This is a genomic window from Pseudomonas sp. GCEP-101, assembly GCF_025133575.1.
In the GTDB taxonomy this organism is placed as follows: domain Bacteria; phylum Pseudomonadota; class Gammaproteobacteria; order Pseudomonadales; family Pseudomonadaceae; genus Pseudomonas; species Pseudomonas nitroreducens_B.
This window is the reverse complement of the sequence record NZ_CP104011.1, coordinates 3624476-3647674: the sequence shown is the minus strand read 5'-3', so window position 1 is coordinate 3647674 and position 23199 is coordinate 3624476. Positions and strand designations below refer to the sequence as shown.

Annotated in this window: 20 protein-coding genes; 9 read left to right on the top strand and 11 right to left on the bottom strand. The window is 66.2% G+C overall.

Features of this window, described 5'->3' with window-relative positions; translation table 11 throughout:
- Positions 1–25 precede the first annotated feature (25 nt).
- Together N0B71_RS16800 and N0B71_RS16795 are read left to right on the top strand one after the other, a co-directional pair.
- Positions 26–1627, top strand: a complete 1602-nt coding sequence (locus N0B71_RS16800; RefSeq protein ID WP_259753773.1) for a 5-guanidino-2-oxopentanoate decarboxylase — start codon at positions 26–28, stop codon at positions 1625–1627.
- A 440-nt stretch (positions 1628–2067) separates the two neighbouring features.
- Positions 2068–2793, top strand: a complete 726-nt coding sequence (locus N0B71_RS16795) for an MBL fold metallo-hydrolase (RefSeq protein WP_259753772.1) — start codon at positions 2068–2070, stop codon at positions 2791–2793.
- Between the two features lie 58 nt (positions 2794–2851).
- Here N0B71_RS16795 and N0B71_RS16790 read toward each other — a convergent pair whose 3' ends face one another.
- The 4 genes from N0B71_RS16790 to N0B71_RS16775 all read right to left on the bottom strand — a co-directional run bounded on the left by N0B71_RS16790 (position 2852) and on the right by N0B71_RS16775 (position 6467).
- Positions 2852–2986 carry a PA1414 family protein gene (locus N0B71_RS16790; protein WP_259753771.1) on the bottom strand — a complete coding sequence of 45 codons (135 nt, stop codon included), beginning with the start codon at positions 2984–2986 and terminating at the stop codon, positions 2852–2854.
- Positions 2987–3161: 175 nt separating this feature from the next.
- Positions 3162–4100 (bottom strand): DMT family transporter, encoded by a 939-nt coding sequence (locus tag N0B71_RS16785; protein WP_259753770.1) that lies wholly within the window; start codon positions 4098–4100, stop codon positions 3162–3164.
- 141 nt (positions 4101–4241) lie between these two features.
- Entirely contained in the window at positions 4242–5339 is a 1098-nt protein-coding gene (locus tag N0B71_RS16780; protein ID WP_259753768.1) for an extracellular solute-binding protein, read from the bottom strand.
- 87 nt (positions 5340–5426) lie between these two features.
- Positions 5427–6467, bottom strand: coding sequence for a histone deacetylase family protein (locus N0B71_RS16775; RefSeq protein ID WP_259753766.1), 1041 nt, complete (start codon positions 6465–6467; stop codon positions 5427–5429).
- A gap of 251 nt (positions 6468–6718) precedes the next feature.
- Between N0B71_RS16775 and N0B71_RS16770 the strand changes: the two genes are divergently transcribed.
- The 3 genes from N0B71_RS16770 to N0B71_RS16760 all read left to right on the top strand — a co-directional run bounded on the left by N0B71_RS16770 (position 6719) and on the right by N0B71_RS16760 (position 11114).
- Positions 6719–9169 (top strand): DUF3772 domain-containing protein, encoded by a 2451-nt coding sequence (locus tag N0B71_RS16770; protein WP_259753764.1) that lies wholly within the window; start codon positions 6719–6721, stop codon positions 9167–9169.
- Positions 9170–9364: 195 nt separating this feature from the next.
- The gene (locus N0B71_RS16765; RefSeq protein WP_259753762.1) at positions 9365–10411 is read left to right on the top strand and encodes a class I SAM-dependent methyltransferase; all 1047 of its coding nucleotides are present in this window, start codon (positions 9365–9367) and stop codon (positions 10409–10411) included.
- 133 nt (positions 10412–10544) lie between these two features.
- Entirely contained in the window at positions 10545–11114 is a 570-nt protein-coding gene (locus N0B71_RS16760; protein ID WP_259753761.1) for a hypothetical protein, read from the top strand.
- Between the two features lie 76 nt (positions 11115–11190).
- Here N0B71_RS16760 and N0B71_RS16755 read toward each other — a convergent pair whose 3' ends face one another.
- From N0B71_RS16755 to N0B71_RS16735, 5 genes are all read right to left on the bottom strand, one after another.
- Entirely contained in the window at positions 11191–11406 is a 216-nt protein-coding gene (locus N0B71_RS16755; protein WP_259753759.1) for a DUF3079 domain-containing protein, read from the bottom strand.
- 134 nt (positions 11407–11540) lie between these two features.
- Entirely contained in the window at positions 11541–12560 is a 1020-nt protein-coding gene (locus N0B71_RS16750) for an AraC family transcriptional regulator (protein WP_259753758.1), read from the bottom strand.
- 218 nt (positions 12561–12778) lie between these two features.
- Complete coding sequence (locus N0B71_RS16745; protein WP_017518512.1) at positions 12779–13960, bottom strand: vWA domain-containing protein; 1182 nt, start codon at positions 13958–13960, stop codon at positions 12779–12781.
- 10 nt (positions 13961–13970) lie between these two features.
- Positions 13971–14411 (bottom strand): hypothetical protein, encoded by a 441-nt coding sequence (locus N0B71_RS16740; protein WP_259753757.1) that lies wholly within the window; start codon positions 14409–14411, stop codon positions 13971–13973.
- A 13-nt stretch (positions 14412–14424) separates the two neighbouring features.
- The gene (locus tag N0B71_RS16735) at positions 14425–15270 is read right to left on the bottom strand and encodes an AAA family ATPase (protein WP_015476360.1); all 846 of its coding nucleotides are present in this window, start codon (positions 15268–15270) and stop codon (positions 14425–14427) included.
- A gap of 297 nt (positions 15271–15567) precedes the next feature.
- Here N0B71_RS16735 and cysK point away from each other — a divergent pair, with 297 nt between their 5' ends.
- From cysK to N0B71_RS16720, 3 genes are all read left to right on the top strand, one after another.
- Complete coding sequence (gene cysK, locus N0B71_RS16730; protein WP_259753754.1) at positions 15568–16542, top strand: cysteine synthase A; 975 nt, start codon at positions 15568–15570, stop codon at positions 16540–16542.
- Between the two features lie 259 nt (positions 16543–16801).
- Positions 16802–17848: a polyamine ABC transporter substrate-binding protein gene (locus N0B71_RS16725; RefSeq protein ID WP_259759593.1), complete on the top strand. Its 1047-nt coding sequence runs from the start codon at positions 16802–16804 to the stop codon at positions 17846–17848.
- A gap of 562 nt (positions 17849–18410) precedes the next feature.
- Complete coding sequence (locus N0B71_RS16720) at positions 18411–19313, top strand: DMT family transporter (RefSeq protein WP_259753753.1); 903 nt, start codon at positions 18411–18413, stop codon at positions 19311–19313.
- 211 nt (positions 19314–19524) lie between these two features.
- Here N0B71_RS16720 and N0B71_RS16715 read toward each other — a convergent pair whose 3' ends face one another.
- A complete protein-coding gene (locus tag N0B71_RS16715; protein ID WP_259753751.1) occupies positions 19525–20430 on the bottom strand; it encodes a DMT family transporter in 906 nt (301 codons plus the stop codon).
- 85 nt (positions 20431–20515) lie between these two features.
- The gene (locus N0B71_RS16710; RefSeq protein ID WP_259753750.1) at positions 20516–21013 is read right to left on the bottom strand and encodes a GNAT family N-acetyltransferase; all 498 of its coding nucleotides are present in this window, start codon (positions 21011–21013) and stop codon (positions 20516–20518) included.
- Between the two features lie 159 nt (positions 21014–21172).
- On the opposite strand from N0B71_RS16710, the gene aceK reads away from it, so the two are divergent.
- Positions 21173–22909: a bifunctional isocitrate dehydrogenase kinase/phosphatase gene (gene aceK, locus N0B71_RS16705; RefSeq protein WP_259753748.1), complete on the top strand. Its 1737-nt coding sequence runs from the start codon at positions 21173–21175 to the stop codon at positions 22907–22909.
- Positions 22910–23199: the final 290 nt, after the last annotated feature.

Sequence of the window (23199 nt, the reverse complement as noted above, 5' to 3'; positions counted from 1 at the left end):
ACCTGCGAATCTTTAAGGAACTGCCATGACCACCTGCGGCGAATTCCTCGTCAAGCAACTCGAAGCCTGGGGCGTCGATACCGTCTTCGGCATCCCCGGCGTACACACCGTCGAGCTGTACCGCGGCCTGCCCCACAGCGGCATCCGCCACATCACCCCGCGCCACGAACAGGGCGCCGGCTTCATGGCCGACGGCTACGCGCGTGTCACCGGCAAGCCGGGCACCTGCTTCATCATCACCGGCCCGGGCATGACCAACATCCTCACCGCCATGGGCCAGGCCTACGCCGACTCCATCCCCATGCTGGTGATCTCCAGCGTCAACGAGCGCTCGCGCCTGGCCCACGGCAACGGCTACCTGCACGAGCTGCCCAACCAGCGCGCCATGGTCGCCGGCGTCAGCGCCTTCAGCCACACCCTGATGAGCGTCGAGGAACTGCCGGCCGTGCTGGCCCGCGCCTTCGCCGTGTTCGACAGCGAGCGCCCGCGCCCCGTGCACATCGAGCTGCCGCTGGACATCATCACCGCCCCGGCCGACCACCTGCAGGTGCTGCCGCGCGTACAGCTGGCCCGCCCTGCCCCGGCCCGCTCGCCGCTGCACGAAGCCGCCGCCAAGCTGGCCAAGGCACAGAAGCCGCTGCTGCTGCTCGGTGGCGGCTGCGTCGCCGCCCAGGCCGAAGCCCGCGCGCTGGCCATTGCCCTGGACGCGCCGACCGCGCAGACCATCAACGCCAAGGGCCTCCTGCAACCGGACCATCCGCTGCTGGTCGGCAGCAACCAGTCGCTGGTTCCGGTCCGTGAACTGGCGCTGGAAGCCGACGTGGTACTGGCCATCGGCACCGAGCTGGGCGAAACCGACTACGACGTGGTGTTCGACGGCAACTTCAAGATCGGCGGCGAGCTGATCCGCATCGACATCGACCCGCAGCAGCTGATGCGCAATTTCGCCCCGAGCATCGCCATCCAGGCCGACGCCCGCACCGCCATGCGCGCCCTGCTGGAACTGCTGCCGGCCCGCGAGGCCGACGCCGCCAGCCCCGGCGCCCAGCGCGCGGCCAAGGTGCGTGCGCAGCTGGCCGAGGACTTCAGCGGCTGGGCGCACTACCGCACCCTGTTCGACACCATCCTCGACGTGCTGCCCGATGCCCGCTTCGTCGGCGACTCGACCCAGACCGTCTACAGCGGCAACCACCTGGTAGAGCTGGACGGCGGCCGCCGCTGGTTCAACGCCTCCACCGGCTACGGCACCCTGGGCTACGGCCTGCCGGCGGCCATCGGCGCCAAGCTCGGCGAGCCGGGCCGCCCGGTGATCAGCCTGATGGGCGATGGCGGCCTGCAGTTCACCATGACCGAACTGGCCAGCGCCGTGGAAGCCAAGGTCGGCATCATCGTCCTGCTGTGGAACAACTACGGCTACGGCGAGATCAAGCGCTACATGGAACGCCGCGACATCACCCCGCTGGGCGTGGATATCTACACCCCGGACTTCCTCGCCATCGCCCGCGGCTTCGGCTGCGCCGCCGAACGCGCCCGCGATCACGCTCACCTGCAGGAACTGCTGCGCACCGCGCCGAGCGACCGCCCGCTGATCGTGGAAGTGATGGAAGCGGCGCCGTTCGCGCCGTAACACCCTCCCTGTAGGAGCGAGCTTGCTCGCGAACGGCCCAGTTCGGGCTTATTCAGTCGGAGATAACGGAGCAAGTGCTCGGCACCCTCTCCCCCGCCCTCTCCCTGAAGAGAGAGGGAGCTTGCCCGTGCCATTCGGAAGAACGGTGCTCACCGGCTGGCTCCGGATTATCCGAGCGCTCCGGTCGATCCCCTCTCCCTTCAGGGAGAGGGTTAGGGAGAGGGAGCAAAGCCCCCGCAGCACAGCCATAAACCCGTCAGCCTGTAGGAGCGAGCTTGCTCGCGAACCGCCCAGCTCGGGATTGTTCGCGAGCAAGCTCGCTCCTACGAAGAGCTCCGATACTCCGGGCTTGGCCCTGGCGCCAATGAATGGCAGGTTGTACCGGGGTACAACCGCTACCCGTTGCACACCCTACGCTCAGCACGACAAGGCGCGAATAAATGAAGATCGTCACCCGCGACCGCTGGTTCGAAGTCCGACACTGCTACGACGGCGTCAGCCTGATCCACGAGCCCTACGTCCGCCCCTTCTACCGCTGCAACATGTGGCACATCCAGGGCCGCGAGCGCGACGTGCTGGTGGACAGCGGCTCGGGGCTGGTCAGCCTGCGCGAACAGTTGCCCTGGCTCACCGACCGCCCGCTGCTGGCGGTGGCCAGCCACACCCACTTCGACCACATCGCCGGCCACCACGAGTTCGACGAGCGCCTGGTGCACCCGGCCGAAGCCGACATCCTCGCCCGCCCCGACGGCGAGCGCACCCTGGCCACGGCCTTCGTCGGCGACGAGATGTTCGACGCCCATCCGGACTGCCCGCTGTGCTACGCCGAATACCGCGTCAAGGCCGCGCCGGCGACCCGCACCATCGAGGAAGGCGACGTGCTCGACCTGGGCGACCGCACCCTGCAGGTGCTGCACACCCCCGGCCATTCGCCGGGCGGCATCAGCCTGTGGGAAGAGAAGACGCAGACGCTGTTCTCCGGCGACATCATCTACGACGGCCCGCTGATCGAGGATGCCTACCACTCCAATCTCGACGACTACGCCACCAGCCTGGCGCGCCTGCGCGCGCTGCCGGTGCGTACCGTGCACGGCGGGCATTTCCCGAGCTTTTCCGGGGAGCGGCTGAAAACCATGATCGACGACTGGTTCAAGGCCCACGAATGACAGGCAAGAAAAAACCCGCCAGCTGGCGGGTTTTCCTTTTGCGGTAACGCGGGCGTCATCAGTAGCGCCGGCGTTGCTCCATCAGGCGACGCTGTTCGTCGCTGCGGATGGGGATGGGTTGCAGACGTGGAGGCTCGATCAGGCCGAGCGCGACACCGAGTTTCCACGCAACGCTTTGCAGCCAGACTTTCATGGAATGCCTCCTCGTTCGAATTCAGGTCGGGCGGCCCGTTACCACCATGGGCCGCCCTAGGAAGAATAGCCCGGCGTCCCACTCTCCGCCCGTGCCACTCACTCCTTGAAACAAAGACTATCGCCTTCCCTCGCCGCAGCGCCTGACCTGAATCAAGAGCGCGGCACATCCGCACTCAGCGGCGAAGCATCCGCCGGATCCACTGTTCGCTGCTCACCAGGGTGATGCCCGCCAGCACCAGCACGGCGCCGGCGACGAAGTTCAGGGTCAGCGGCTCGCCGAGAATCAGCACGCCGAAGGCGATGCCGAACATCGGCGTCATGAAGGAAAACACCGCGAGGTTCGATGCCAGGTAGCGGCGCAGCAGCCAGAACCAGGTGAAGTAGCTGAAGAACGACACCACCAGCCCCTGGAACAGCACGCTGCCCACGCCGATGGCGGTGAAGCTCACGTCGCCTGTCTTGCCCAGCGCCAGGGCGGCGAAGGGCAACAGCAGCGCGGCGATCAGCAGCTGGTAGAACAGCGTCAGGATCGGTTTCGCCTCGGACAGCCGGGTGGTGCGCACCGCGACCGTAGTCATGCCCCAGGAGAACCCGGCCAGCACGCCGAAGGCATCGCCCAGCAGCATGCGGCTGTCCATGCTGGCGAGGTCGAAGCCACCGCCGAAGCACAGGGCGATCCCCGCGAAGCACACGCCGATGCCAAGCCACTGCAGCGGCCGCAGGCGCTCGCTGGGCAGCAGGAAGTGCAACGCCAGCGCGGAGAAGATCGGCGCCGTGTAGATGAACACGGCCATGTGCGAGGCCGAGGTGTAGACCAGCCCCTGGGCGATGAAGAAGAACTCGGCGGCGAACAGCACGCCCGCCAGCAGCCCGCCCTTGAGCGTGCCCTGGCGCAGGAAGCCTTCCCAGCCGCCGCGCCAGCACATCAGCAGCCCCACCACCACGGCGGCCACCAGGTTGCGACCGAAGGCCTGCATGATCGGCGCGATGTCCGGCGCGGCCAGCTTCACCACCACTTGCTGGATGCCCCAGATGACGCACAGGCCGGTCATGACCTGGATGGCGAAGGCGTCGGCGCCCTTGCGCTCGACGATGTTGCTGTGGGAGTTCATGGCAAAGCTCGGCAGTTGAAAAAAAAGCGGGAAGTCGAAAGGACAATCGGCGGACTTCCTCGAAGAAAGTCCGCCGATCATGCCAGTTCACGCCAGCCGGCCGCCAACGGAAATCCGCTGCTCAGCCAGTTGCCAGCGACATCACTTCCCGGATTTCACCTGGGTCCAGGTGCGGGTGCGGATGCGCTCCAGCTTCGGCGGCAGCATCTCCACCGAGTACAGCTTGGCCTGCACGTCCGCCGGCGGGTAGACGTTGGGGTTGTCGTGCAGGTCCTTGGAGATCAGCACGTCCGCCGCCTGGTTGGGGTTGGCGTAGGCAACGTAGTCGGAGATCGGCGCGACCACTTCCGGGCGCAGCAGGTAGTTGAGGAAGGCGTGGGCCTGCTCGACGTTCTTCGAGTCCTTCGGAATCGCCAGCACGTCGAACCAGGCGGCGGCGCCTTCCTTGGGAATGCGGTATTCGATGTGGATGCCGTTGCCCGCTTCCTTGGCGCGGTTGGCCGCCTGCATGGCGCCGCCGGACCAGGCCAGGGCCACGCAGACGTCGCCATTGGCCAGGTCGGTGACGAACTTCGAGGAGCTGAAGTAGGTGATGTTCGGGCGCAGCCTGGCCAGCAGTTCCTCGGCCTTCTTGTAGTCGTCCGGGTTGCGGCTGTTGGGCGACAGGCCCAGGTAATGCAGGACCTGCGGGATCACCTCGGTGGGCGAGTCGAGGAAGGCCACGCCACAGGATTTGAGCTTGGCGAGGTTCTCCGGCTTGAACACCAGGTCCCAGGAGTCCACCGGCGCGTTGTCGCCGAGCACCGCCTTGACCTTGTCGACGTTGTAGGCGATGCCGTTGGTGCCCCACATGTAGGGCATCACGTACTGGTTGCCCGGGTCCTTGCTCTCCAGCACCTTGAGCAGCGCCGGGTTGAGGTTCTTCCAGTTCGGCAGCTTGCTCTTGTCCAGGGGCTGGAACACGCCGGCCTTGAGGTAGTTGGGGAGGAAGCTGTCGCTGGGCACGACCACGTCATAGCCCGAATGGCCGGACAGCAGCTTGGCTTCCAGCACTTCGTTGCTGTCGTAGACGTCGTATTGCGGCTTGATGCCGGTCTCGCCCTGGAAGCCCTTGAGGGTGTCCGGGCCGATGTAGTCGAACCAGTTGTAGATGCGCACTTGCGGCTCGGCGCTGGCAACGCTGGCCGTGACGAGAGTGGCGGCGGCGAGCAGGCCGCGCAGCGCGGTTTTCTTGTTCATGTCCTTCCCCAGCTGGATGCGCTCGCGCAAAAGGTTGCGAGCAATGAAAAGCAAACGGGCGGATTCTCATCCGCCCGATTCGTCTTATCAGCGTGCAGCGCCTTCGTAGCCCTGCAGCACGTTCACCGCGTTGACACCGATGGCCTCCACCGCGTAACCGCCCTCCATGATGAACAGGGTCGGAATGCCCATGGCGGCGATGCGCGCGCCCATCTTCAGGTAGTCCGGGCTGTCCAGCTTGAACTGCGAAATCGGGTCGTCCTTATACGTATCCACACCCAGGGAGACAACCACCGCGTCCGGCGCGTAGGCGGAAATCTTCCGGCAGGCATCTTCCAGCGCGGCGGACCAGCCATCCCAGCCGGTGCCGTGGGCCAGCGGGTAGTTGTGGTTGTAGCCTTCGCCGGCGCCTTCGCCATGTTCGTCGGCGTGGCCGAGGAAGTACGGGTACTCCACCAGCGGGTCGCCGTGGATCGAGGCGAACAGCACGTCGTTGCGGCGGTAGAAGATATCCTGGGTGCCGTTGCCGTGGTGGTAGTCCACGTCGAGGATGGCCACGCGCTTGGCGCCCTGGTCGAGGAAGGCCTGGCTGACGATGGCGGCGTTGTTCAGGAAGCAGTAGCCGCCCATGAAGTCGCTGCCGGCGTGGTGGCCCGGCGGACGGCACAGGCCGAAGGCCATGTTGGCGCCCTGGCGCATGTGGTCCTGGGCAGTCAGCGCGACCTGGGCCGAGCTGTACACGGCCTGCCAGGTGCCGGCGGTGATCGGCGCCTCGGTGTCGAAGCTGTAATGGCCCAGCTCACCCATCAGGGCGGTCGGGATGGGGCCGTCACGGCGCAGGCGGCGACCCGGGAACGTGGTGGAAACCAGGTCGCCGGTGTGGCCTTCGGCCGCCCAGCGGGCCCAGGCGCCCTTGAGGAATTCGACGTAGCGGGTGTTGTGCGTGCGCAGGATCGGATCGAGGCCGAAGTCCTTCGGGGCGATGATCTCGCCCAGGTTCTGCGACTTCACGCGGGCCAGCACGGTGTCCGCGCGGCTGGGCATTTCGAAGCAGGGCTGGAGTTTGCCATCGACCAGTTCGGACTGGCCGAAATGCAGGCGGTGATCATCGCTGTACACGGTAAGCATGGGAGTACCCTCTGAAGGATTCTTGTTGTCCGGTGATGGAATTCTGCCCAGCGAACACGCGCGGCAAAACAGCGGAAGCGGCCAAAAGGGGATCGATATGGCCAGAATTTGTGACCCTTAACCATCTGCATGCTGTGATTGGCCGCACGGCGTCACCAGGGCCGAACGACGCGGCGCTATGCTCCAGGGAATTGTCCCGGCCAACGGCCGGTCGAACACCGACACGCGTTTTGACCACAGGATGGGGGAACATGCGGGAAACCTTCGTACGCGCCTGCAGCCGCGTGCTGCTGATGCTGACCTTGTCGCTGGCCGGCGCCGGCGCCGTGCTGGCGGACGAGCCGACCGACGTCCAGGCCGGCGATACCATCCAGTTGCCGGAGCTGCCCGAGGACGCCGGCGTCGACCAACTCAGCGCCCGCCTGGAGCTGATCCGCCAGCGCGTCTCCGCCGACAGCGACGATGGCCTGCTCTCCAACCTGCGGCAGTCGGCGCTGGCCGTGCAGGCCCGCGCGGAGCAGAACGCCACCGACATCGGCGCGGCGCTGTCGCGCACCGAAGACCAGCTCAAGGTGCTCGGCCCGGCGACGCCCAACGAGGCACAGAGCCTGAGCAAGCAGCGCAACGACCTGACGGATGCGCAAAAGGACCTGCAGAAACAGTTGGCGCGCGCCAACCAGCTGGACAAGGACGCCCAGGACCTCGCCGCACAGATCGTCAACCTGCGCCGCAGCCAGTTCAACTCGCAGATCGCCACGCGCTACCCGCCGCCGCTGAGCCCGCGCTTCTGGTCGACCCTGATCCGCCCCACCGACGATGACCTGACGCGCCTGCAGTCCATGCGCGCGCAGATCGGCAGCGCCTTCGCCACCACCTGGCAACCGGAGCACCGCTGGCCCTTCGTTGCCAGCCTGCTGGTCGCGGTGATGCTGTGGATTCCCGGCCGGCGCCTGCTCGAACAACTGCTGACCAAGGCGATGATCCGCTGGATTCCGGTCGGCCGCCTGCGCCGCAGCGCCCTGGCGGTGGCGGTCAGCCTGGCCACCATCCTCACCCTCGGCGGCGGCGCCACGGTGATCCACGAGGGCATGAACTGGCACGAGCAGCTCAGCGGCAACATGGCCAACCTGGGCGACCAGATGCTCTCGCTGGTGATCTTCTGCACCTTCACCGCCGGCCTTGGCCGCGCACTGCTCGCCGTGCAGCGCCCGTCCTGGCGCCTGCCCGACCTGCCCGACCCGGTGGCCACCGCCCTGTCCCCCTTCCCCTGGCTGATGGCCTGGCTGCTGCTGGTGCTGGGCACCCTCGACCGCATCAACAGCGCCAGCGGCGCCAGCCTCGCGCTGACCGTGGCGGTCAACGGCATCACCGCCCTGGCGACCGCCGTGCTGTACGGCATCGCGCTGTATCGCTACCGCCGCGCCCGCCGTGAAGCCGAAGGGCATGAGACGTCCGCGCTGGCGGGCATCCTCGTGCTGGCGATGCTGGTGACCGTGCTGCTGATCGTCCTGGCGCTGGTCACCGGCTACCTGTCGCTGGCCTACTTCTTCGCCGGCAAGCTGCTCTGGGCCAGCGTGGTGTGCGCCACCGGCTACCTGCTGACGACGCTGTTCGTCGACCTCTGCGAAGTGCTGCTGTCGCCGCGCCAACCCATCGGCGAACGGCTGGCGCAGAACCTCGGCGTCGACCCGCGCCACCAGGCACAGTTCGCCACCCTGCTGACCGGCGCCGGGCGCACGCTGCTGGTGTTGTCGACCCTGCTGATCGCCTTCTCCACCTCCGGCACCAGCCCCGGCGAGTTGCTCCAGGGGCTGGTGCAACTGGTGGAGAGCGGCCAATCCCTGGGCCGCCTGAACATCGTCCCGCAGGACATCCTGCTGGCCCTGGGCACCCTCGCCGCCGGGCTGTTCGGCCTGCGCCTGCTCAAGCGCTGGCTGGCCGACGAGCTGCTGCCGGAAACCAACATGGACGCCGGCATGCGCGCCTCGCTGGTGACCCTGGTGGGTTACATCGGCATGGTCATCCTGGTGTTGCTGGTGCTCTCGGCGCTGCGCATCAACCTCACCAGCCTGACCTGGGTGGTCAGCGCCCTGTCGGTGGGCATCGGTTTCGGCCTGCAGGCCATCGTGCAGAACTTCATCTCCGGCCTGATCCTGCTCACCGAACGCCCGGTGAAGGTCGGCGACTGGGTCAGCCTGACCGGCGGCGTGGAGGGCGACATCCGGCGGATCAACGTGCGCGCCACGGAAATCCAGATGTCCGACCAGTCCACGGTGATCGTGCCCAACTCGCAGTTCATCTCGCAGAACGTGCGCAACGTGACCATGGGCAGCGCTCTGGGCGTGGTCGGCATCAACCTCACGCTGCCGCTGGACACCGACGTGCAGAGGGTCCGCGAGCTGATGCTCAAGGCCTATACCGAACACGAGAACATCGTCGAGACGCCCGCCCCGTCGGTGACCTTCAAGGACCTGAGCGCCACCGGGCTGACCCTGGCGGCTTCGGGCAACGTCAGCAGCCCGCGCGCGGTGTATTCGACCAAGAGCGACCTGCTGTTCACCATCTTCAGCGGCCTGCGCGAGGCCGGCATCAGCCTGAGCACGCCGCAGAACCTCATCCTGCAGCGGCCGCAGGTGGCGCGCACCGAGGACACGGCAGCACCGCAAGTCGGCGATGACGCCGGGGCGAATCCAGCGCCGTAGAATGGAAAGGTTACGCCGGCAGCCCCACCTGCCGGCCTTCGCGCAACAGTCCCGCATGGGAGCCGCCGTTGCGCCTGCAGCGTCCTGTGCCCGCCGTTGGCCGGCGCCCGTCGCGGCAGCCGGCACTGCCGCCTGCCGCCTTCCTTCCTCGATTGCCGCGGGGCTCGCCTGCGGCTGCGTACGGGAGCTCGCGCGATGGACGAAGCCAGACTCAACGAGTTCATGGGCAAGCTGGTCACCGACATGGGTGGCGCGGCAATGCTCGCCAACATCATCCTGGGCGAGGAACTGGGCCTCTACAAAGCCATGGCCGATGGCCACTGGCTCAGCCCGGCGCAACTGGCCGAGCGCAGCGGCTGCAACGCCCGCCTGCTGCGCGAATGGCTCAGCGCCCACGCCGCCTCCGGCTACATGGAGCACCAGGACGGCACCTTCCGCCTGCCCGAAGAACAGGCCATGGCGCTGGCCATCGAGGACTCGCCGGTCTACGTCGCCGGCGGCGCCTCGGTCGTCGCCGCGCTCTACCACGACAAGGACAAGCTGGTCGCCGCCATGCGTGGTGACGGCGGCCTGGCCTGGGGCGACCACCACCCCTGCATGTTCTCCGGCACCGAGAAATTCTTCCGCCCCGGCTACCGTGCCCACCTGGTGGCCGAGTGGCTGCCGGCGCTGGACGAGGTGGTCGGCAAGCTCGAACGCGGCGCCCAGGTGGCGGACGTCGGGTGCGGCCACGGCGCCTCCACCATCGTCATGGCGCAGTCCTTCCCGGCCTCGAATTTCGTCGGCTTCGACTACCACCAACCGTCCATCGATGTGGCTAACCAGCGCGCCGACCAGGCCGAGGTCGCCACGCGCGCCCGCTTCCAGCGCGCCAGCGCCAAGGACTACCCCGGCAACGCGTACGATCTGATCTGCTTCTTCGACTGCCTGCACGACATGGGCGACCCGGTAGGCGCCGCGCAGCACGCGCGCCAGGCGCTGAAACCGGACGGCACGGTGCTGCTGGTGGAACCCTTCGCCAACGACCACCTGGAGGACAACCAGAACCCGGTCGGCCGGCTGTTCTACGCCGCCTCCACCTTCATCTGCACGCCCAACTCGCTGTCCCAGGAAGTGGGCCTGGGGCTCGGCGCGCAGGCCGGCGAGGCCCGTCTGCGCCAGGTGTTCGAGGAGGCCGGTTTCAGCCGCTTCCGCCGCGCGGCGCAAACGCCGTTCAACCTGATCCTCGAAGCCCGCCCCTGAATCCTCCGAGGATCGTCCGCAGCGCCCGCGTTCCGGGCGCTGCGGCGGCGAAACAATTCGTCATTTGCCCGTCATCAATCCGTTATCTGGCCCGGTGAAACTCGCAGGCTTTCAACCCTGGGAAGCCCCCGCGATGTTCAATAAAAAGACTGCCCACAAAGCTGCATCCCTCGCCCTGCTCGTCGCCGCCCTCACCGGCTGCGCCCTCCAGGCTCCGGTCGCCAGCAAGGAAGCCACGCCCAACAATGACGATTGGTACCTGGTGCGTACCGACGACACCCTCTACCTGTTCGACGACGCCACCGTCTACCGGGACTACCTGGTGACCGGCAAGACCACCTACACCAAGGAAGTCGGCGAGAAGGACAAGTTCGGCCAGAACGTCGTGCTGGTCGTGCGCGCCGAGGATCAGGGCAAGGACGCGAAGAAGATCGCCGCCTACCAGTTCTACAAGCAGAGCCTGCCGCCGGCCGCCGGCTTCTACGGCGAAATTCGCCAGGGCGGCGTGATCTACGTGGCCCAGCGCTACGGCGACATGGTCGACATGAACGGCCTGGGCGAGCCAATCTTCCGCCACACCGAAATCGCCAGCGGCCCCAACGGCGAGCGCGTGGTGTACCTGATGCAGAAGGAAGAGAAGAAGCCGGACGCCCTGATCGCCCGCTTCCAGAAGATCTACGGCATCACACCGGCCAAGGGCTGATGACGAAAAAAGCGCGCACTCCGGGGAGGGAGTGCGCGCTTTTTCATGCCCGGCGCCGCAACGGCGCGGGTGTGCCTCAGCTGGACGGCTCCAGCTGCGCGGCAGCAATCGTACTGGGCGGCTCGATGCCCCAGTCACCAAACTGGTACCAGTCATCCCCGAGCATTTCGGCCGGGTGCATGGTGCGGTCCGCGCCGTTGCCACACGCCAGGTTGGTCGCCGGACAGTAGCGGTCGCAGCCCCAGCAGATGCGCTCGGGGTGCGGCGGATTGAGGGGGAATTTCTTGGCCATGGTGAGGCCCTCGAGCGTCCTTGTGGGATCGCTCAAGGCTAGGCCCAGCAGCGTCGGGGGTATCTTGATCCACGACAAGCCCGACAGAAATTTCAGGCGAAGATCTTCATGTACGGAGCCCTATTTACGGGTCTTTACGCACGGAAGTGGCTCGGCGGCTGGCCGCTCCAGCGCTGGAAGGCGTGGCGCAGGCTGGCGGTTTCGCTGAAGCCCAGTTCCTCGGCGATGCGGTAGATGGGCATGTCGCCGTCCTGCAGCAATTCCTTGGCGCGGGCGAAGCGCAGTTCGTCGAGCAGTTGCTGGTAGCTGGTCTGCTGTTGCTGCAGGTGGCGGCGCAGGCTGCGCGAGGAGCAGTTCAGGCGCCGTGCCAGCTCCTCCAGGCCCGGTGGTTCCTGCAGGCGTTCGCCGAGGATGGCGCGGACCTTGTCGAGCCAGGCACGGCGCGCGGCCAGGTCGATGTTCTGGCGGCGGCACTGTTCGAGCATCTCGCGGTGGGTCACGGCGTCGGCCAGTGGCAGGCGCATGTCCAGCCAACTGGCGGGGAAGCCGATGGCGCTGCGCGGACAATCGAAGCTCAGCTGGCAGCCGAACAGCGTGGCGTAGGCGGCGCGGCGTTCCGCCGGGCCTTCGTAGTCGAATTCGGCACGCACCAGCGGCAGCGGCTGGCCGAGCAGGTCGGCGCAGGCCACCTTCAGCGAGCCCAGGCACAACTCGGTGTTGAACGGGCGCATGGCCTCTTCCTCGCCATAGCCAGTGGCGACCAGCCAGGCCATGTCGCCATCCACTTCCAGCGAGAGGTGGAAGTAGGTGCCCAGCAGCACCGGGTAACTCAGGCCGATGCGCAGCGCCTCGCCCAGCGTCGGCGCGGAGATCAGCGCGTAGCCCAGCAGCCCGTAGGCGGTGATCCGTGTGCGCACGCCCAGGCGCAGGCCGAGGGCGGGTTCCCCGGCGAGGTTCTGCACGTTGGCGAAGACCTGCTGCTCCTGCCAGGGGCTGACCAGCCGGCGCAGGTCGAGCAGGTCGTCGCCGGTGATGCCGCTGCCTTCGAGGATGGCCTCGCGGCTGTGCCCTTCCGATTCCATCAGCGCGACGGTCAGGGAGGTCATGTGCAGGGAGTTGAGCCAGGTGGAGCGGGAGAAGGTCAGTGGATTCATGTCGTGCCCATCGTAGACGCTACGGCGCGCCGGCGGGTGTTACCGGCTCAAGCGCAGCTCAGGGGCAGGCAAGTTGCGTGCCGGCCACCCAGCGTGGCCGGATCGATCCCCATGGGACGGGGCCTGGGACGCGCCGCGGGCCTTCATCGGCCCGCGCGCGGGGTTACCTTTGGGGACACCGGACGGTGCAGATGCACCGTCCTGGGGCCCGCAAGCGGTCAACCGCGAGAGAGGAAGCGCATGCCTTCTTCCAGGCCGCTCAAGGTCAGCGGGTACATCTGCTCCTTCACCAGCTCGCGCACGAGGCCCGTGGAGGCGGTGTAGTTCCAGGTGTCCTTCGGGTACGGGTTGATCCAGATGAGCTTCTTGTACTTCTCCATGAAGCGCTGCATCCACACGTAGCCGGCTTCCTCGTTCCAGTGCTCGACGCTGCCGCCGGCCTGGGTGATCTCGTAGGGCGCCATGGCGGCGTCGCCAACGAACACCACCTTGTAGTCCGGCCCATACTTGTGCAGCAGGTCGAAGGTGGCGGTGCGCTCGCTGGAGCGGCGCAGGTTGTTCTTCCACACCGACTCGTAGATGAAGTTGTGGAAGTAGAAGTACTCCAGGTGCTTGAACTCGGTCTTGCAGGCCGAGAACAGTTCCTCGCAGACCTTCACGTGGGCGTCCATGGAGCCGCCGATATCCAGCAGCAGCAGGAGCTTCACGGTGTTGCGGCGTTCGGGGCGCATCTGGATGTTGAGCAGGCCGGCATCCTTGGCGGTGTGGTCGATGGTGCCGTCGATGTCCAGCTCTTCCGCCGCGCCTTCGCGGGCGAACTTGCGCAGGCGGCGCAGGGCGATCTTGATGTTGCGCGTGCCCAGCTCGACCTGGTCGTCGAGGTTCTTGTACTCGCGCTGGTCCCACACCTTGGCGGCCTTGCCCTGGCGCTTGCCGGCATCGCCGACGCGGATGCCCTCGGGGTTGAAGCCGCCGGAACCGAACGGGCTGGTGCCGCCGGTGCCGATCCACTTGTTGCCGCCGGCGTGGCGTTCCTTCTGCTCTTCCAGGCGTTTCTTGAACTCCTCGATGAGCTTGTCCAGGCCGCCCAGGGACTGAATCTGCGCGCGCTCCTCGTCGGTCAGCAGGCGCTCGAATTCCTTGCGCAGCCACTCTTCGGGGATCAGCGCCTTGAGGTGGTCGTCGAGCTTTTCCAGGCCCTTGAAGTAGGCGCCGAAGGCCCGGTCGAACTTATCGAAATGGCGCTCGTCCTTCACCATGATGGTGCGGGCGAGGTAGTAGAACTCGTCCATGTCGGCGAACACGACGCGGTGCTTGAGCGCATCGATCAGGTCGAGCAGCTCGCGCACCGACACCGGCACCTTGGCCGCGCGCATTTCGTTGAACAGGTTGAGCAGCATGATCAGATTCTCACTCTTCGCTGACAGGCAGCAGGCCCTGAGGCCGATTCAGATCGGCTTGCACCGCAAGCGCCAAGGCTCCATAGCCCACGCCAATACCGCGATTGTGTTGGGAGCAATTCTGCTCTGCCGAAACGTCCTTCCAGACGTACAGCTCCACCAGGGAGCTCAAATCATCCGTCGCATCCAGCTCAAACTCGATAAAGCGTCCGGACTGATCAAGCAACAGCCCCATCAGAGACGAACAGCCCGGCTCACAAACACCGAGGTTCAGAAGGATAGCCTTGGACCAGTCGACATTTCTCTCACGCGCCACGTCGATCAGCACCGGCGGAATATGTCCGGGCGCCTCGCGGAAATACGCGGCGCACTTGCGAATGGATTCCCGCAGAAGAGCGTTTTGATCCTGAACGCTCTTCTGGCGCTTACGCGCAATCCTGAATAGGTCCATCCGTAGCTGCGAATCAGCGGCTGGCGCGGCGGCTCATGAACGCCAGGCGTTCGAGCAGTTGCACGTCCTGCTCGTTCTTAACCAGCGCACCGGCCAGCGGCGGGATGGCCTTGGTGGGGTCGCGCTCGCGCAGCACGGCTTCGCCGATGTTGTCGGCCATCAGCAGCTTCAGCCAGTCCACCAGCTCGGAGGTGGAAGGCTTCTTCTTCAGACCCGGCACCTTGCGCACGTCGAAGAAGATGTCCAGCGCCTCGCTGACCAGCGTGCCGCTGATCTTGGGGTAGTGCACGTCGACGATCTTCTGCAGGGTCTCGCGGTCGGGGAAGGCGATGTAGTGGAAGAAGCAGCGGCGCAGGAAGGCGTCCGGCAGCTCCTTCTCGTTGTTGGAGGTGATGATGATGATCGGGCGCTGCTTGGCCTTGATGGTCTCGTTGGTCTCGTAAACGAAGAACTCCATCTTGTCGAGTTCCTGCAACAGGTCGTTGGGGAACTCGATGTCGGCCTTGTCGATCTCGTCGATCAGCAGGATCACGCGCTCCTCGGCCTCGAAGGCCTCCCAGAGCTTGCCCTTCTTGATGTAGTTGCGCACGTCGTGGACCTTGTCCACGCCCAACTGCGAGTCCCGCAGGCGGCTGACCGCGTCGTACTCGTAGAGGCCCTGGTGGGCCTTGGTGGTGGACTTGATGTGCCAGGTGATCAGCTTGGCGCCGAAGGACTCCGCCAGCTGCTCGGCCAGCATGGTCTTGCCGGTGCCCGGCTCGCCTTTCACCAGCAACGGCCGCTGCAGGGTGATGGCGGCGTTGACCGCCAGCTTGAGGTCGTCGGTGGCGACGTAGGACTGGGTGCCTTCGAACTTCATCGGTGAATCCTCGAACGGTAGCGGCCGGGGGGTAGGCCCGGGCGGAAATGTGCGTGTGGGAGACTGCGACTATAACGCGCATGGCGCTCGACTGTGAACGCAGGACGGGCATTCAGTCACTGAATGCCCGGTCACGCCCGGCCCAGCCACGCGCGATATCCGGCGGCGCTTTGCAGTTTCCAGTGAAGCCCGGCGCCTGCGAGGCCGCGCCCATCTTTGCGCCGGTTCTGCGTCTGGACTGGAGGACGGGCTGGGCATAGGCTTTCGGATCACCTTCGAGCGACAAGGACTCTCATCATGAGCCGCATTTACGCAGACAACGCGCAGTCCATCGGCAACACGCCGCTGGTACAGATCAACCGCATCGCCCCGCGCGGCGTCACCATCCTGGCCAAGATCGAAGGGCGCAACCCGGGCTACTCGGTGAAGTGCCGGATCGGCGCCAACATGATCTGGGATGCCGAGTCCAACGGCCGCCTGAAACCGGGCATGACCCTGGTCGAGCCGACCTCGGGCAATACAGGCATCGGCCTGGCTTTCGTCGCCGCCGCCCGCGGCTACAAGCTGATCCTCACCATGCCCTCCTCCATGAGCCTGGAGCGGCGCAAGGTGCTCAAGGCCCTGGGCGCCGAACTGGTGCTCACCGAGCCGGCCAAGGGCATGAAGGGCGCCATCGCCAAGGCCGAGGAAATCCTCGCCAGCGACCCGGCGAAGTACTTCATGCCGGCGCAGTTCGACAACCCGGCCAACCCGGCGATCCACGAGAAGACCACCGGCCCGGAAATCTGGAACGACACCGATGGCGCGGTGGACGTGCTGGTGGCGGGCGTTGGCACCGGCGGCACCATCACCGGGGTGTCGCGCTTCATCAAGAACACCAAGGGCAAGCCGATCCTGTCGGTGGCCGTGGAGCCGGTCGGCTCGCCGGTGATCAGCCAGACCCTGGCCGGCGAAGAGGTCAAGCCCAGCCCGCACAAGATCCAGGGCATCGGCGCCGGCTTCGTGCCGAAGAACCTCGACCTGTCGCTGGTCGACCGCGTCGCCACCATCGCCGACGAGGACGCCAAGAACATGGCCCTGCGCCTGATGCAGGAGGAAGGCATCCTCTGCGGCATCTCCAGCGGCGCCGCCATGGCCGCCGCGGTGAAGCTCGCCGAAGAGCCGACCATGCAGGGCAAGACCATCGTCGTGGTGCTGCCGGATTCGGGCGAGCGCTACCTCTCCACCATGCTCTTCGACGGCCTGTTCGAGGATCAGGAACTGGTCCAGTAAGCTCTATTCCGCCCCTTTGCGGGGCGGATTCCCACCTGCCGTTCCGAATCGGTGCGATTGCGGTCACGTGCGCTGTCTGCGGACCCGCAGGCAGCCATGGCCCCTCGCCATGTTCCGACAAAATGGTTAATTCTTGCCCAGCCCGCGACGCAGCGTCGCTCATCTTTCGCAGATGGCCTGGGCATTCCGCACCGTTGTCAGGAACACAAGAATGAAAATTTCCGCCCCGTTGCTCTCCACCCTTGCACTCTCGCTCACGATGGCCGCCGGCGCCGCCCAGGCCGACAGCGTGAAGATCTACAACTGGTCCGACTACATCGCCCCGGACACCGTGCCGACCTTCACCAAGGAAACCGGCATCCAGGCGACCTACGACGTCTATGACAGCAACGAGACCCTCGATGGCAAGCTGATGACCGGCAAATCCGGTTACGACATCGTGGTGCCGTCGAACCACTTCATGGCCAAGCAGATCCAGGCCGGCGCGCTGAAGAAGCTGGACAAGAGCCAGCTGCCGAACTGGAAGAACCTCAACCCGGTGCTGATGAAGGCGCTGGAAGTGAACGATCCGGGCAACGAGCACGGCTTCCCCTACCTGTGGGGCACCACCGGCATCGGCTACAACCCGGCGAAGGTCAAGGAAGTGCTGGGCGACAACGCGCCGATCGACTCCTGGGACCTCTTCTTCAAGCCCGAGAACATGGAGAAGCTGGCCAAGTGCGGCGTGGCGGTGCTGGACAACGGCCCGGAGCTGCTGCCGATCACCTTGAACTACCTGGGCCTGCCGCATCACAGCCAGAAGCTGGATGACTACAAGAAGGCCGAGGAAGCGCTGCTCAAGGTGCGTCCGTACATCCGCTACTTCCACTCCTCCAAGTACGTCAGCGATCTGGCCAACGGCGAGATCTGCGTAGCCGTCGGCTTCTCCGGCGACATCCTGCAGGCCGCCACCCGCGCCAAGGAAGCCAAGAACGGTGTGGAAATCCAGTACTCCACCCCGAAGGAAGGCTCGCCTCTGTGGTTCGACATGGTCGCCATGCCCAACGACGCACCGGACGAGAAGGCCGCCTACGCCTTCATGAACTACCTGCTGCGCCCGGACGTGATGGCCGGCGTGAGCAACTACGTGCACTACGCCAACGGCAACCTGGCCGCCGACCCGCTGGTGGACAAGGCGATCAAGGCTGACCCGGCGATCTACCCGCCGCAGGACAAGATGGCCAAGCTGTTCGCCCTCGAATCCATGCCGATGAAGATCGACCGCGTGCGCACCCGCACCTGGAACACCATCAAGACCGGCAAGTAAGCGTCACCCTTGCCTGACAACGCGCGGCCCTGGCCGCGCGTTGTCGTTTCTGTCGATGGCACCGGGCCGGATTTCGCGGGACCGCCCTGCAGGAGCGAGCTGGCTCGCGAACGAAGCCCGCGACGAAAATCGGTTCGCGAGCAAGCTCGCTCCTACGAAAAGCGTCAGCGCTGGAGCATTCTGCCTGCGCGATCGTTTCTGTCGCAGAAGTCGCGAATTGCCGCGCGACTCGCACACCGCTCGCGGCGGGCCCGCCGCACCGTTATAGTCAGCCTACGCAGCACGCTGGCTGCGCCACTGCACAGGTCTGCCCGCCATGTCCCGATACCCATTGCCCGATCCGGCAAACACCGCTGCAGCCTCCCCGGCCCGCGGCGCGGGTATGGGCAGCACCTGCCCTCCTCCTGTCGTCGCTGTTGCGCCGCCTCCGCCACCCGGCGTGAGTCGCTGACGCCCCACGCGTTTTCCACCGCCCGGTCCTGCGCGCCAACGGACGCGGCTCCCGGCCTGTGGCCGGCCATCGACGGCCGGTCGTGATCTGCCTGACGACAGGTGCAATGCCATGATTTCGCTCAACCGCTCGTCCCTGGCCGGCCTGGCCAGCACCTCCCTGTTCGTGCTGCTGTGGAGCAGCGCCGCCATCATCAGCAAATGGGGCCTGGCCCAGGCCTCGCCGATGGCCTTCCTCATCGCCCGCTTCGGCGCTGCCCTGGTGGCGTTGCTGATCCTCTCGCCGCTGCTCGGCCTGCGCTGGCCGCGCGGACGCAAGCCGGTGCGCCAGGCCGTGCTCACCGGCCTGGTCATGCTGGGCATCTACCCGATCTTCTACCTGATGGCGCTGGACCTGCACGTTACGCCCGGCGTCATCGCCACGGTGCTGGGCGTGCAGCCGATGCTGACCAGCTTCCTGCTCGAACGCCGGCATTCGCCAGCGCGGCTGGGCGGTCTCGCGCTGGGGCTGATCGGGCTGGTGATGGTGGTCTACCAGAGCATCGGACTGGCCGGGCTGAGCTTCGCCGGGTTGGCGTGCAGCCTGCTCGCCCTGCTGTCGATCACCGGCGGCTCGATCCTGCAGAAGAACATCCGTGAGAACCCCTTGGGCACCCTGCCCCTGCAGTACATCGCCGGGCTCCTGTTGTGCCTCGGCGTCGCGCCGTTCCAGCCGCTGCACGTGGAGTGGAATGCGGCGTTCATCCTCAGCGCGCTATGGATGGGGCTGATGGTCTCGGTGCTGGCCACCGTGCTGCTCTATCGGATGATCGCAGCGGGCAACCTGGTCAATGTCACCAGCTTGTTCTACCTGGTGCCGGCGGTCACGGCGCTGATGGATTACGCGGTGTTCGGCAATCGCCTGTCCGCCCTCGGCCTGCTGGGCATGGGGCTGATCGTGGTGGGGTTGATGCTGGTGTTTCGCCAGGCGGCTCCGGTGCGCAATACCGGGGCGGTGCGGGTTGTGGATAACTGATAGCCCTGAGGGGGGCCTGCCCTCTCCCTAACCCTCTCCCTGAAGGGAGAGGGGACTGTCCGGCACAGCCTGGAAGTTTCGAAGCTCCTTGTTCTCACCGGGAGAACACAGATCTCGAATCTCGCCGAGGACGGCTCCCTCTCCCTTCAGGGAGAGGGCTGGGGAGAGGGCGCCCCTTAGGTAAGCGCTATCAGAGAACGCCTGTTGAGCCTCACCCCGCCGCCTCCACCTTCGGCAACGGCGCCGGGCACAGCACCAGCCACAGCGCCAGGGCGATCAGCACGCCGCCCTGCAGGTGCGCCCAGGACAGCGACTCGTCCAGCAGCAGCACGCCCCAGAACACGCCGAACGGCGGGATCAGGAAGGTCACCGTCATGGTCTTCAGCGGGCCGATGCTGGCCAGCAGGCGGAAGTACAGGACGTAGGCGAACGAGGTGCAGAGCAAGCCCAACCCCGCCAGCGCCAGCAGGATCTTCGGCTCGGCCAGCGGCGCCAGCGGCATGTCCAGGCTGGTGCCGAGGAAGAACGGCAGCAGGCACAGGGTCGCGCCGGTCTGGCTGCCCAGGGCCGAGACGGCGAAATCCAGCCCGCCCTGGTCGTTGATCCAGCGCTTGGTGATGAAGCCGGCGAAGCCATAGCAGGTGGTTGCCACCAGGCACGCGGCAGCGCCCCAGAGCAGCCCAGCGTCAAACGGCACGGGGCCGGCGCGGGTGAGCACCGCCACACCGGCCAGCCCCAGCAGCACGCCGCCGGCCTTGGCGCCGGTGAGCGCCTCGCCGAAGAACAGCGAGCCGATCAGCACGCCCATCAGCGGCGTGGTGGCGTTGAAGATCGCCGAGTAACCGGCCGGCAGCGTCTGCGCCGCCAGGCTGTACATCAGCACCGGGACGCCCGAACTGATCACGCCGATGAGCAGGATGCGCCACAGCTTGCCGCGAAAGTCCCAGCGGGTACGCATCGCCAACAGGATGACCACCAGGCCGATGGCCGACAGGAAGACCCGGAAGAACGCCGTCGGCATCACGCCGATAGCCGGCACCAACTGGCGCATGAAGAGGAAGCTGGCGCCCCAGATGGCGGCCAGGGCGAGCAGGTTGAACAAGGCAGCGATGTTCATCGCGGAAGACTCCAGAGCGGGCAGACCACCAGCCTACGCCAGTGGTGAAGACCATCCATCCACAGCTGACTTTCAAAGTCCACTCTCAGGCGCGGCGCAGCCGCGCCATGCTCAGCACGTCGGCGTACACACCATCGCGCAGGGCGAATTCGCGCAGCGTGCCTTCGACCTCGAAGCCGAACTTGCGGTACAGCGCAATCGCCGGCGCGTTGTCGGTGTAGACGGTCAGCTCGACGCGGCGCAGGCCCATCCAGTTGTCGGCCACCTCCATCAGCTCGGCCAGCAGCCGCGTGCCCAGCCCGCGCCCCTGCCAGGCCACCGCCACGCCCATGCCGATGCTGCCGCAGTGGCTGCGGCGCACACGGGGAAACTGCTCCAGGCTGGCACTGCCGATCACCTGGTCCTGGTGCATCGCCATCAGCGTCACCCGGCGCTCGTCGTCCAGCACCAGTCGCTTGCGCCACAGCTCCGGGGCCTGGTACGGCATCTGCAGCACCTGGCGGGCCACGGCCGGGTCGTTGTAGAGGACCGCAAGGCCTGGGATGTGCTGCTCGGTGCAGCGTTCGATGCGGATGTCGTCCATTACGCGGCGGCTCCTTGCCGGGGTTTTCCAGGAGAAAGGCTGACCAGCATACGCGCGAAACTTGCCGGAAAGTTGCACCAGAACCTGGCGAATCCACCCTTTCCCTCACCGCCCCCCGTGGCTAAGCTCGCTGCACAAGAACCCAGCAGAGGCGCTCCCATGGCTCAGCACTGGCCGGCGACCGAGATCGCGACCCTGATCCTCGAAGGCTTCGACGACTATCGTGCGAAGTTCCACCAGATCACCGCCGGAGCGCCCGCGCGTTTCGAGCAGGCACAGTGGCAGGAGGCCCAGCGCGCCTCTGCCGAGCGCATCGAGCTGTACGAGGAAATGGTCGCCGAGACCGTCGGCCGCCTCACCCGCACCATGGCCGGCATCGACCTGGTGGACGTCGAGCGCTGGCCCATCGTCAAGAGCGCCTACATCACCCTCATCGACCCGCGGCTGGACGACGAACTGGCCGAGACCTGGTTCAACTCGATCTTCTGCGGCCTGTTCAGCCACGACAACATCAGCGACGGCACGATGTTCGTGCACACCACCCGGCCCTCGCTGCGCGCCCACTCGCGCGACCCGCACACACGCATCTACCGCCCCGGCGGCCAGCTGCGCCAGGCGCTGGAGAGCATCTTCGACGACTACCGCTTCGCCGTGGACTATGACGACCGCGAGCGCGACCTGCAGCGCATGGACAGCCTGCTGCACGCCAACCTGCCGGACTGGGTGTGCAAGGATCCGACCCTGACCATCGAGCTGATCGGCTCGGTGTTCTACCGCAACAAGGGCGCCTATGTCGTGGGCCGCCTGTTCACCCCGGACGAGCAGTGGCCGCTGGTGTTCCCGCTGGTCCACCACGAGGGGCGCGGCATCCAGTTCGACACGGTGATCACCGACGAGGCGGAAGTTTCGATCATCTTCTCCTTCACCCGCTCCTACTTCATGGTCGACGCGCCGGTGCCGGCGGAGATGGTCGCCTTCCTCAAGCGCCTGCTGCCGGGCAAGCACATCGCCGAGCTGTACACCTCCATCGGCTTCTACAAGCAGGGCAAGAGCGAGTTCTACCGCGCGCTGATCAACCACCTGGCCACCACCGACGACCGCTTCGTCATGGCCCCCGGCGTGCGCGGCATGGTGATGAGCGTGTTCACCCTGCCGGGCTTCAACACGGTGTTCAAGATCATCAAGGACAACTTCAACCCGGCCAAGACCGTGGACCACGCCACGGTGATCCAGAAGTACCAGCTGGTGAAGAACCACGACCGCGTCGGGCGCCTGGCCGACACCCAGCAATTCGCCGACTTCCGCTTCCCGGTGCGCAAGTTCGACCCGGACTGCCTCGCCGAACTGCTGGAGGTCGCGCCCTCCACCGTGGTGCTGGAGGGCGACGTGGTGCTGATCCGCCACTGCTGGACCGAGCGCCGCATGACCCCGCTGAACATCTACCTGGAACACGCCACGCCCGCGCAGGTGGAAGAGGCGCTGAAGGACTACGGCCTGGCGATCAAGCAACTGGCGGCGGCGAACATCTTCCCCGGCGACATGCTGCTGAAGAATTTCGGCGTCACCCGCCATGGCCGCGTGGTGTTCTACGACTACGACGAGATCAGCTACCTCACCGAGGTGAACTTCCGCCACATCCCGCCGGCCCGTTACGAGGAAGACGAGATGTCATCCGAGCCCTGGTACTCGGTGGGGCCGATGGACGTGTTCCCCGAGGAATTCCCGCGCTTCCTGTTCGTCGACCTGAAGCTGCGCCGGCAGTTCGCCAAGCTGCACGGCAACCTGTTCGACGCCGATTACTGGAAGAGCCTGCAGGAGCAGATTCGCGCGGGGAAGGTGATCGACGTGTTTCCCTACCGCCGACATGAGTCGCCGGAGCAAGCGCTGGCGCGGTGAAGCAGGCCGGGCATGACCTGCAGGAGTGAGCTGGCTCATGAATTCTGGCGCGTCGCCTGAGACCATTTCGTCCGGCAGACAGAGGTTCGCGAGCAAGCTCGCTCCTACGAAGAGCCGCCGAAGCGCGGCAACGGACTCCGGGCTCTGCCTGTAGGAGCGAGCTTGCTCGCGAACCCTGGCGCTTTGCCTGATGCCACTTCCTCCGGCAGACGGAGCTTCGCGAGCAAGCTCGCTCCTACGAAGAGCCGCCGAGGCGCGGCAATGGCGAAATGCTCTCGTAGGAGCGGACT

Bases quoted from the DNA above. Each gene is read 5' to 3' on its own strand.
- N0B71_RS16800 (WP_259753773.1), top strand. From the start codon at position 26: ATGACCACCTGCGGCGAATTCCTCGTCAAGCAACTCGAAGCCTGGGGC.
- N0B71_RS16795 (WP_259753772.1), top strand. From the start codon at position 2,068: ATGAAGATCGTCACCCGCGACCGCTGGTTCGAAGTCCGACACTGCTAC.
- N0B71_RS16790 (WP_259753771.1), bottom strand. From the start codon at position 2,986: ATGAAAGTCTGGCTGCAAAGCGTTGCGTGGAAACTCGGTGTCGCGCTC.
- N0B71_RS16785 (WP_259753770.1), bottom strand. From the start codon at position 4,100: ATGAACTCCCACAGCAACATCGTCGAGCGCAAGGGCGCCGACGCCTTC.
- N0B71_RS16780 (WP_259753768.1), bottom strand. From the start codon at position 5,339: ATGAACAAGAAAACCGCGCTGCGCGGCCTGCTCGCCGCCGCCACTCTC.
- N0B71_RS16775 (WP_259753766.1), bottom strand. From the start codon at position 6,467: ATGCTTACCGTGTACAGCGATGATCACCGCCTGCATTTCGGCCAGTCC.
- N0B71_RS16770 (WP_259753764.1), top strand. From the start codon at position 6,719: ATGCGGGAAACCTTCGTACGCGCCTGCAGCCGCGTGCTGCTGATGCTG.
- N0B71_RS16765 (WP_259753762.1), top strand. From the start codon at position 9,365: ATGGACGAAGCCAGACTCAACGAGTTCATGGGCAAGCTGGTCACCGAC.
- N0B71_RS16760 (WP_259753761.1), top strand. From the start codon at position 10,545: ATGTTCAATAAAAAGACTGCCCACAAAGCTGCATCCCTCGCCCTGCTC.
- N0B71_RS16755 (WP_259753759.1), bottom strand. From the start codon at position 11,406: ATGGCCAAGAAATTCCCCCTCAATCCGCCGCACCCCGAGCGCATCTGC.
- N0B71_RS16750 (WP_259753758.1), bottom strand. From the start codon at position 12,560: ATGAATCCACTGACCTTCTCCCGCTCCACCTGGCTCAACTCCCTGCAC.
- N0B71_RS16745 (WP_017518512.1), bottom strand. From the start codon at position 13,960: ATGCTGCTCAACCTGTTCAACGAAATGCGCGCGGCCAAGGTGCCGGTG.
- N0B71_RS16740 (WP_259753757.1), bottom strand. From the start codon at position 14,411: ATGGACCTATTCAGGATTGCGCGTAAGCGCCAGAAGAGCGTTCAGGAT.
- N0B71_RS16735 (WP_015476360.1), bottom strand. From the start codon at position 15,270: ATGAAGTTCGAAGGCACCCAGTCCTACGTCGCCACCGACGACCTCAAG.
- cysK (WP_259753754.1), top strand. From the start codon at position 15,568: ATGAGCCGCATTTACGCAGACAACGCGCAGTCCATCGGCAACACGCCG.
- N0B71_RS16725 (WP_259759593.1), top strand. From the start codon at position 16,802: ATGGCCGCCGGCGCCGCCCAGGCCGACAGCGTGAAGATCTACAACTGG.
- N0B71_RS16720 (WP_259753753.1), top strand. From the start codon at position 18,411: ATGATTTCGCTCAACCGCTCGTCCCTGGCCGGCCTGGCCAGCACCTCC.
- N0B71_RS16715 (WP_259753751.1), bottom strand. From the start codon at position 20,430: ATGAACATCGCTGCCTTGTTCAACCTGCTCGCCCTGGCCGCCATCTGG.
- N0B71_RS16710 (WP_259753750.1), bottom strand. From the start codon at position 21,013: ATGGACGACATCCGCATCGAACGCTGCACCGAGCAGCACATCCCAGGC.
- aceK (WP_259753748.1), top strand. From the start codon at position 21,173: ATGGCTCAGCACTGGCCGGCGACCGAGATCGCGACCCTGATCCTCGAA.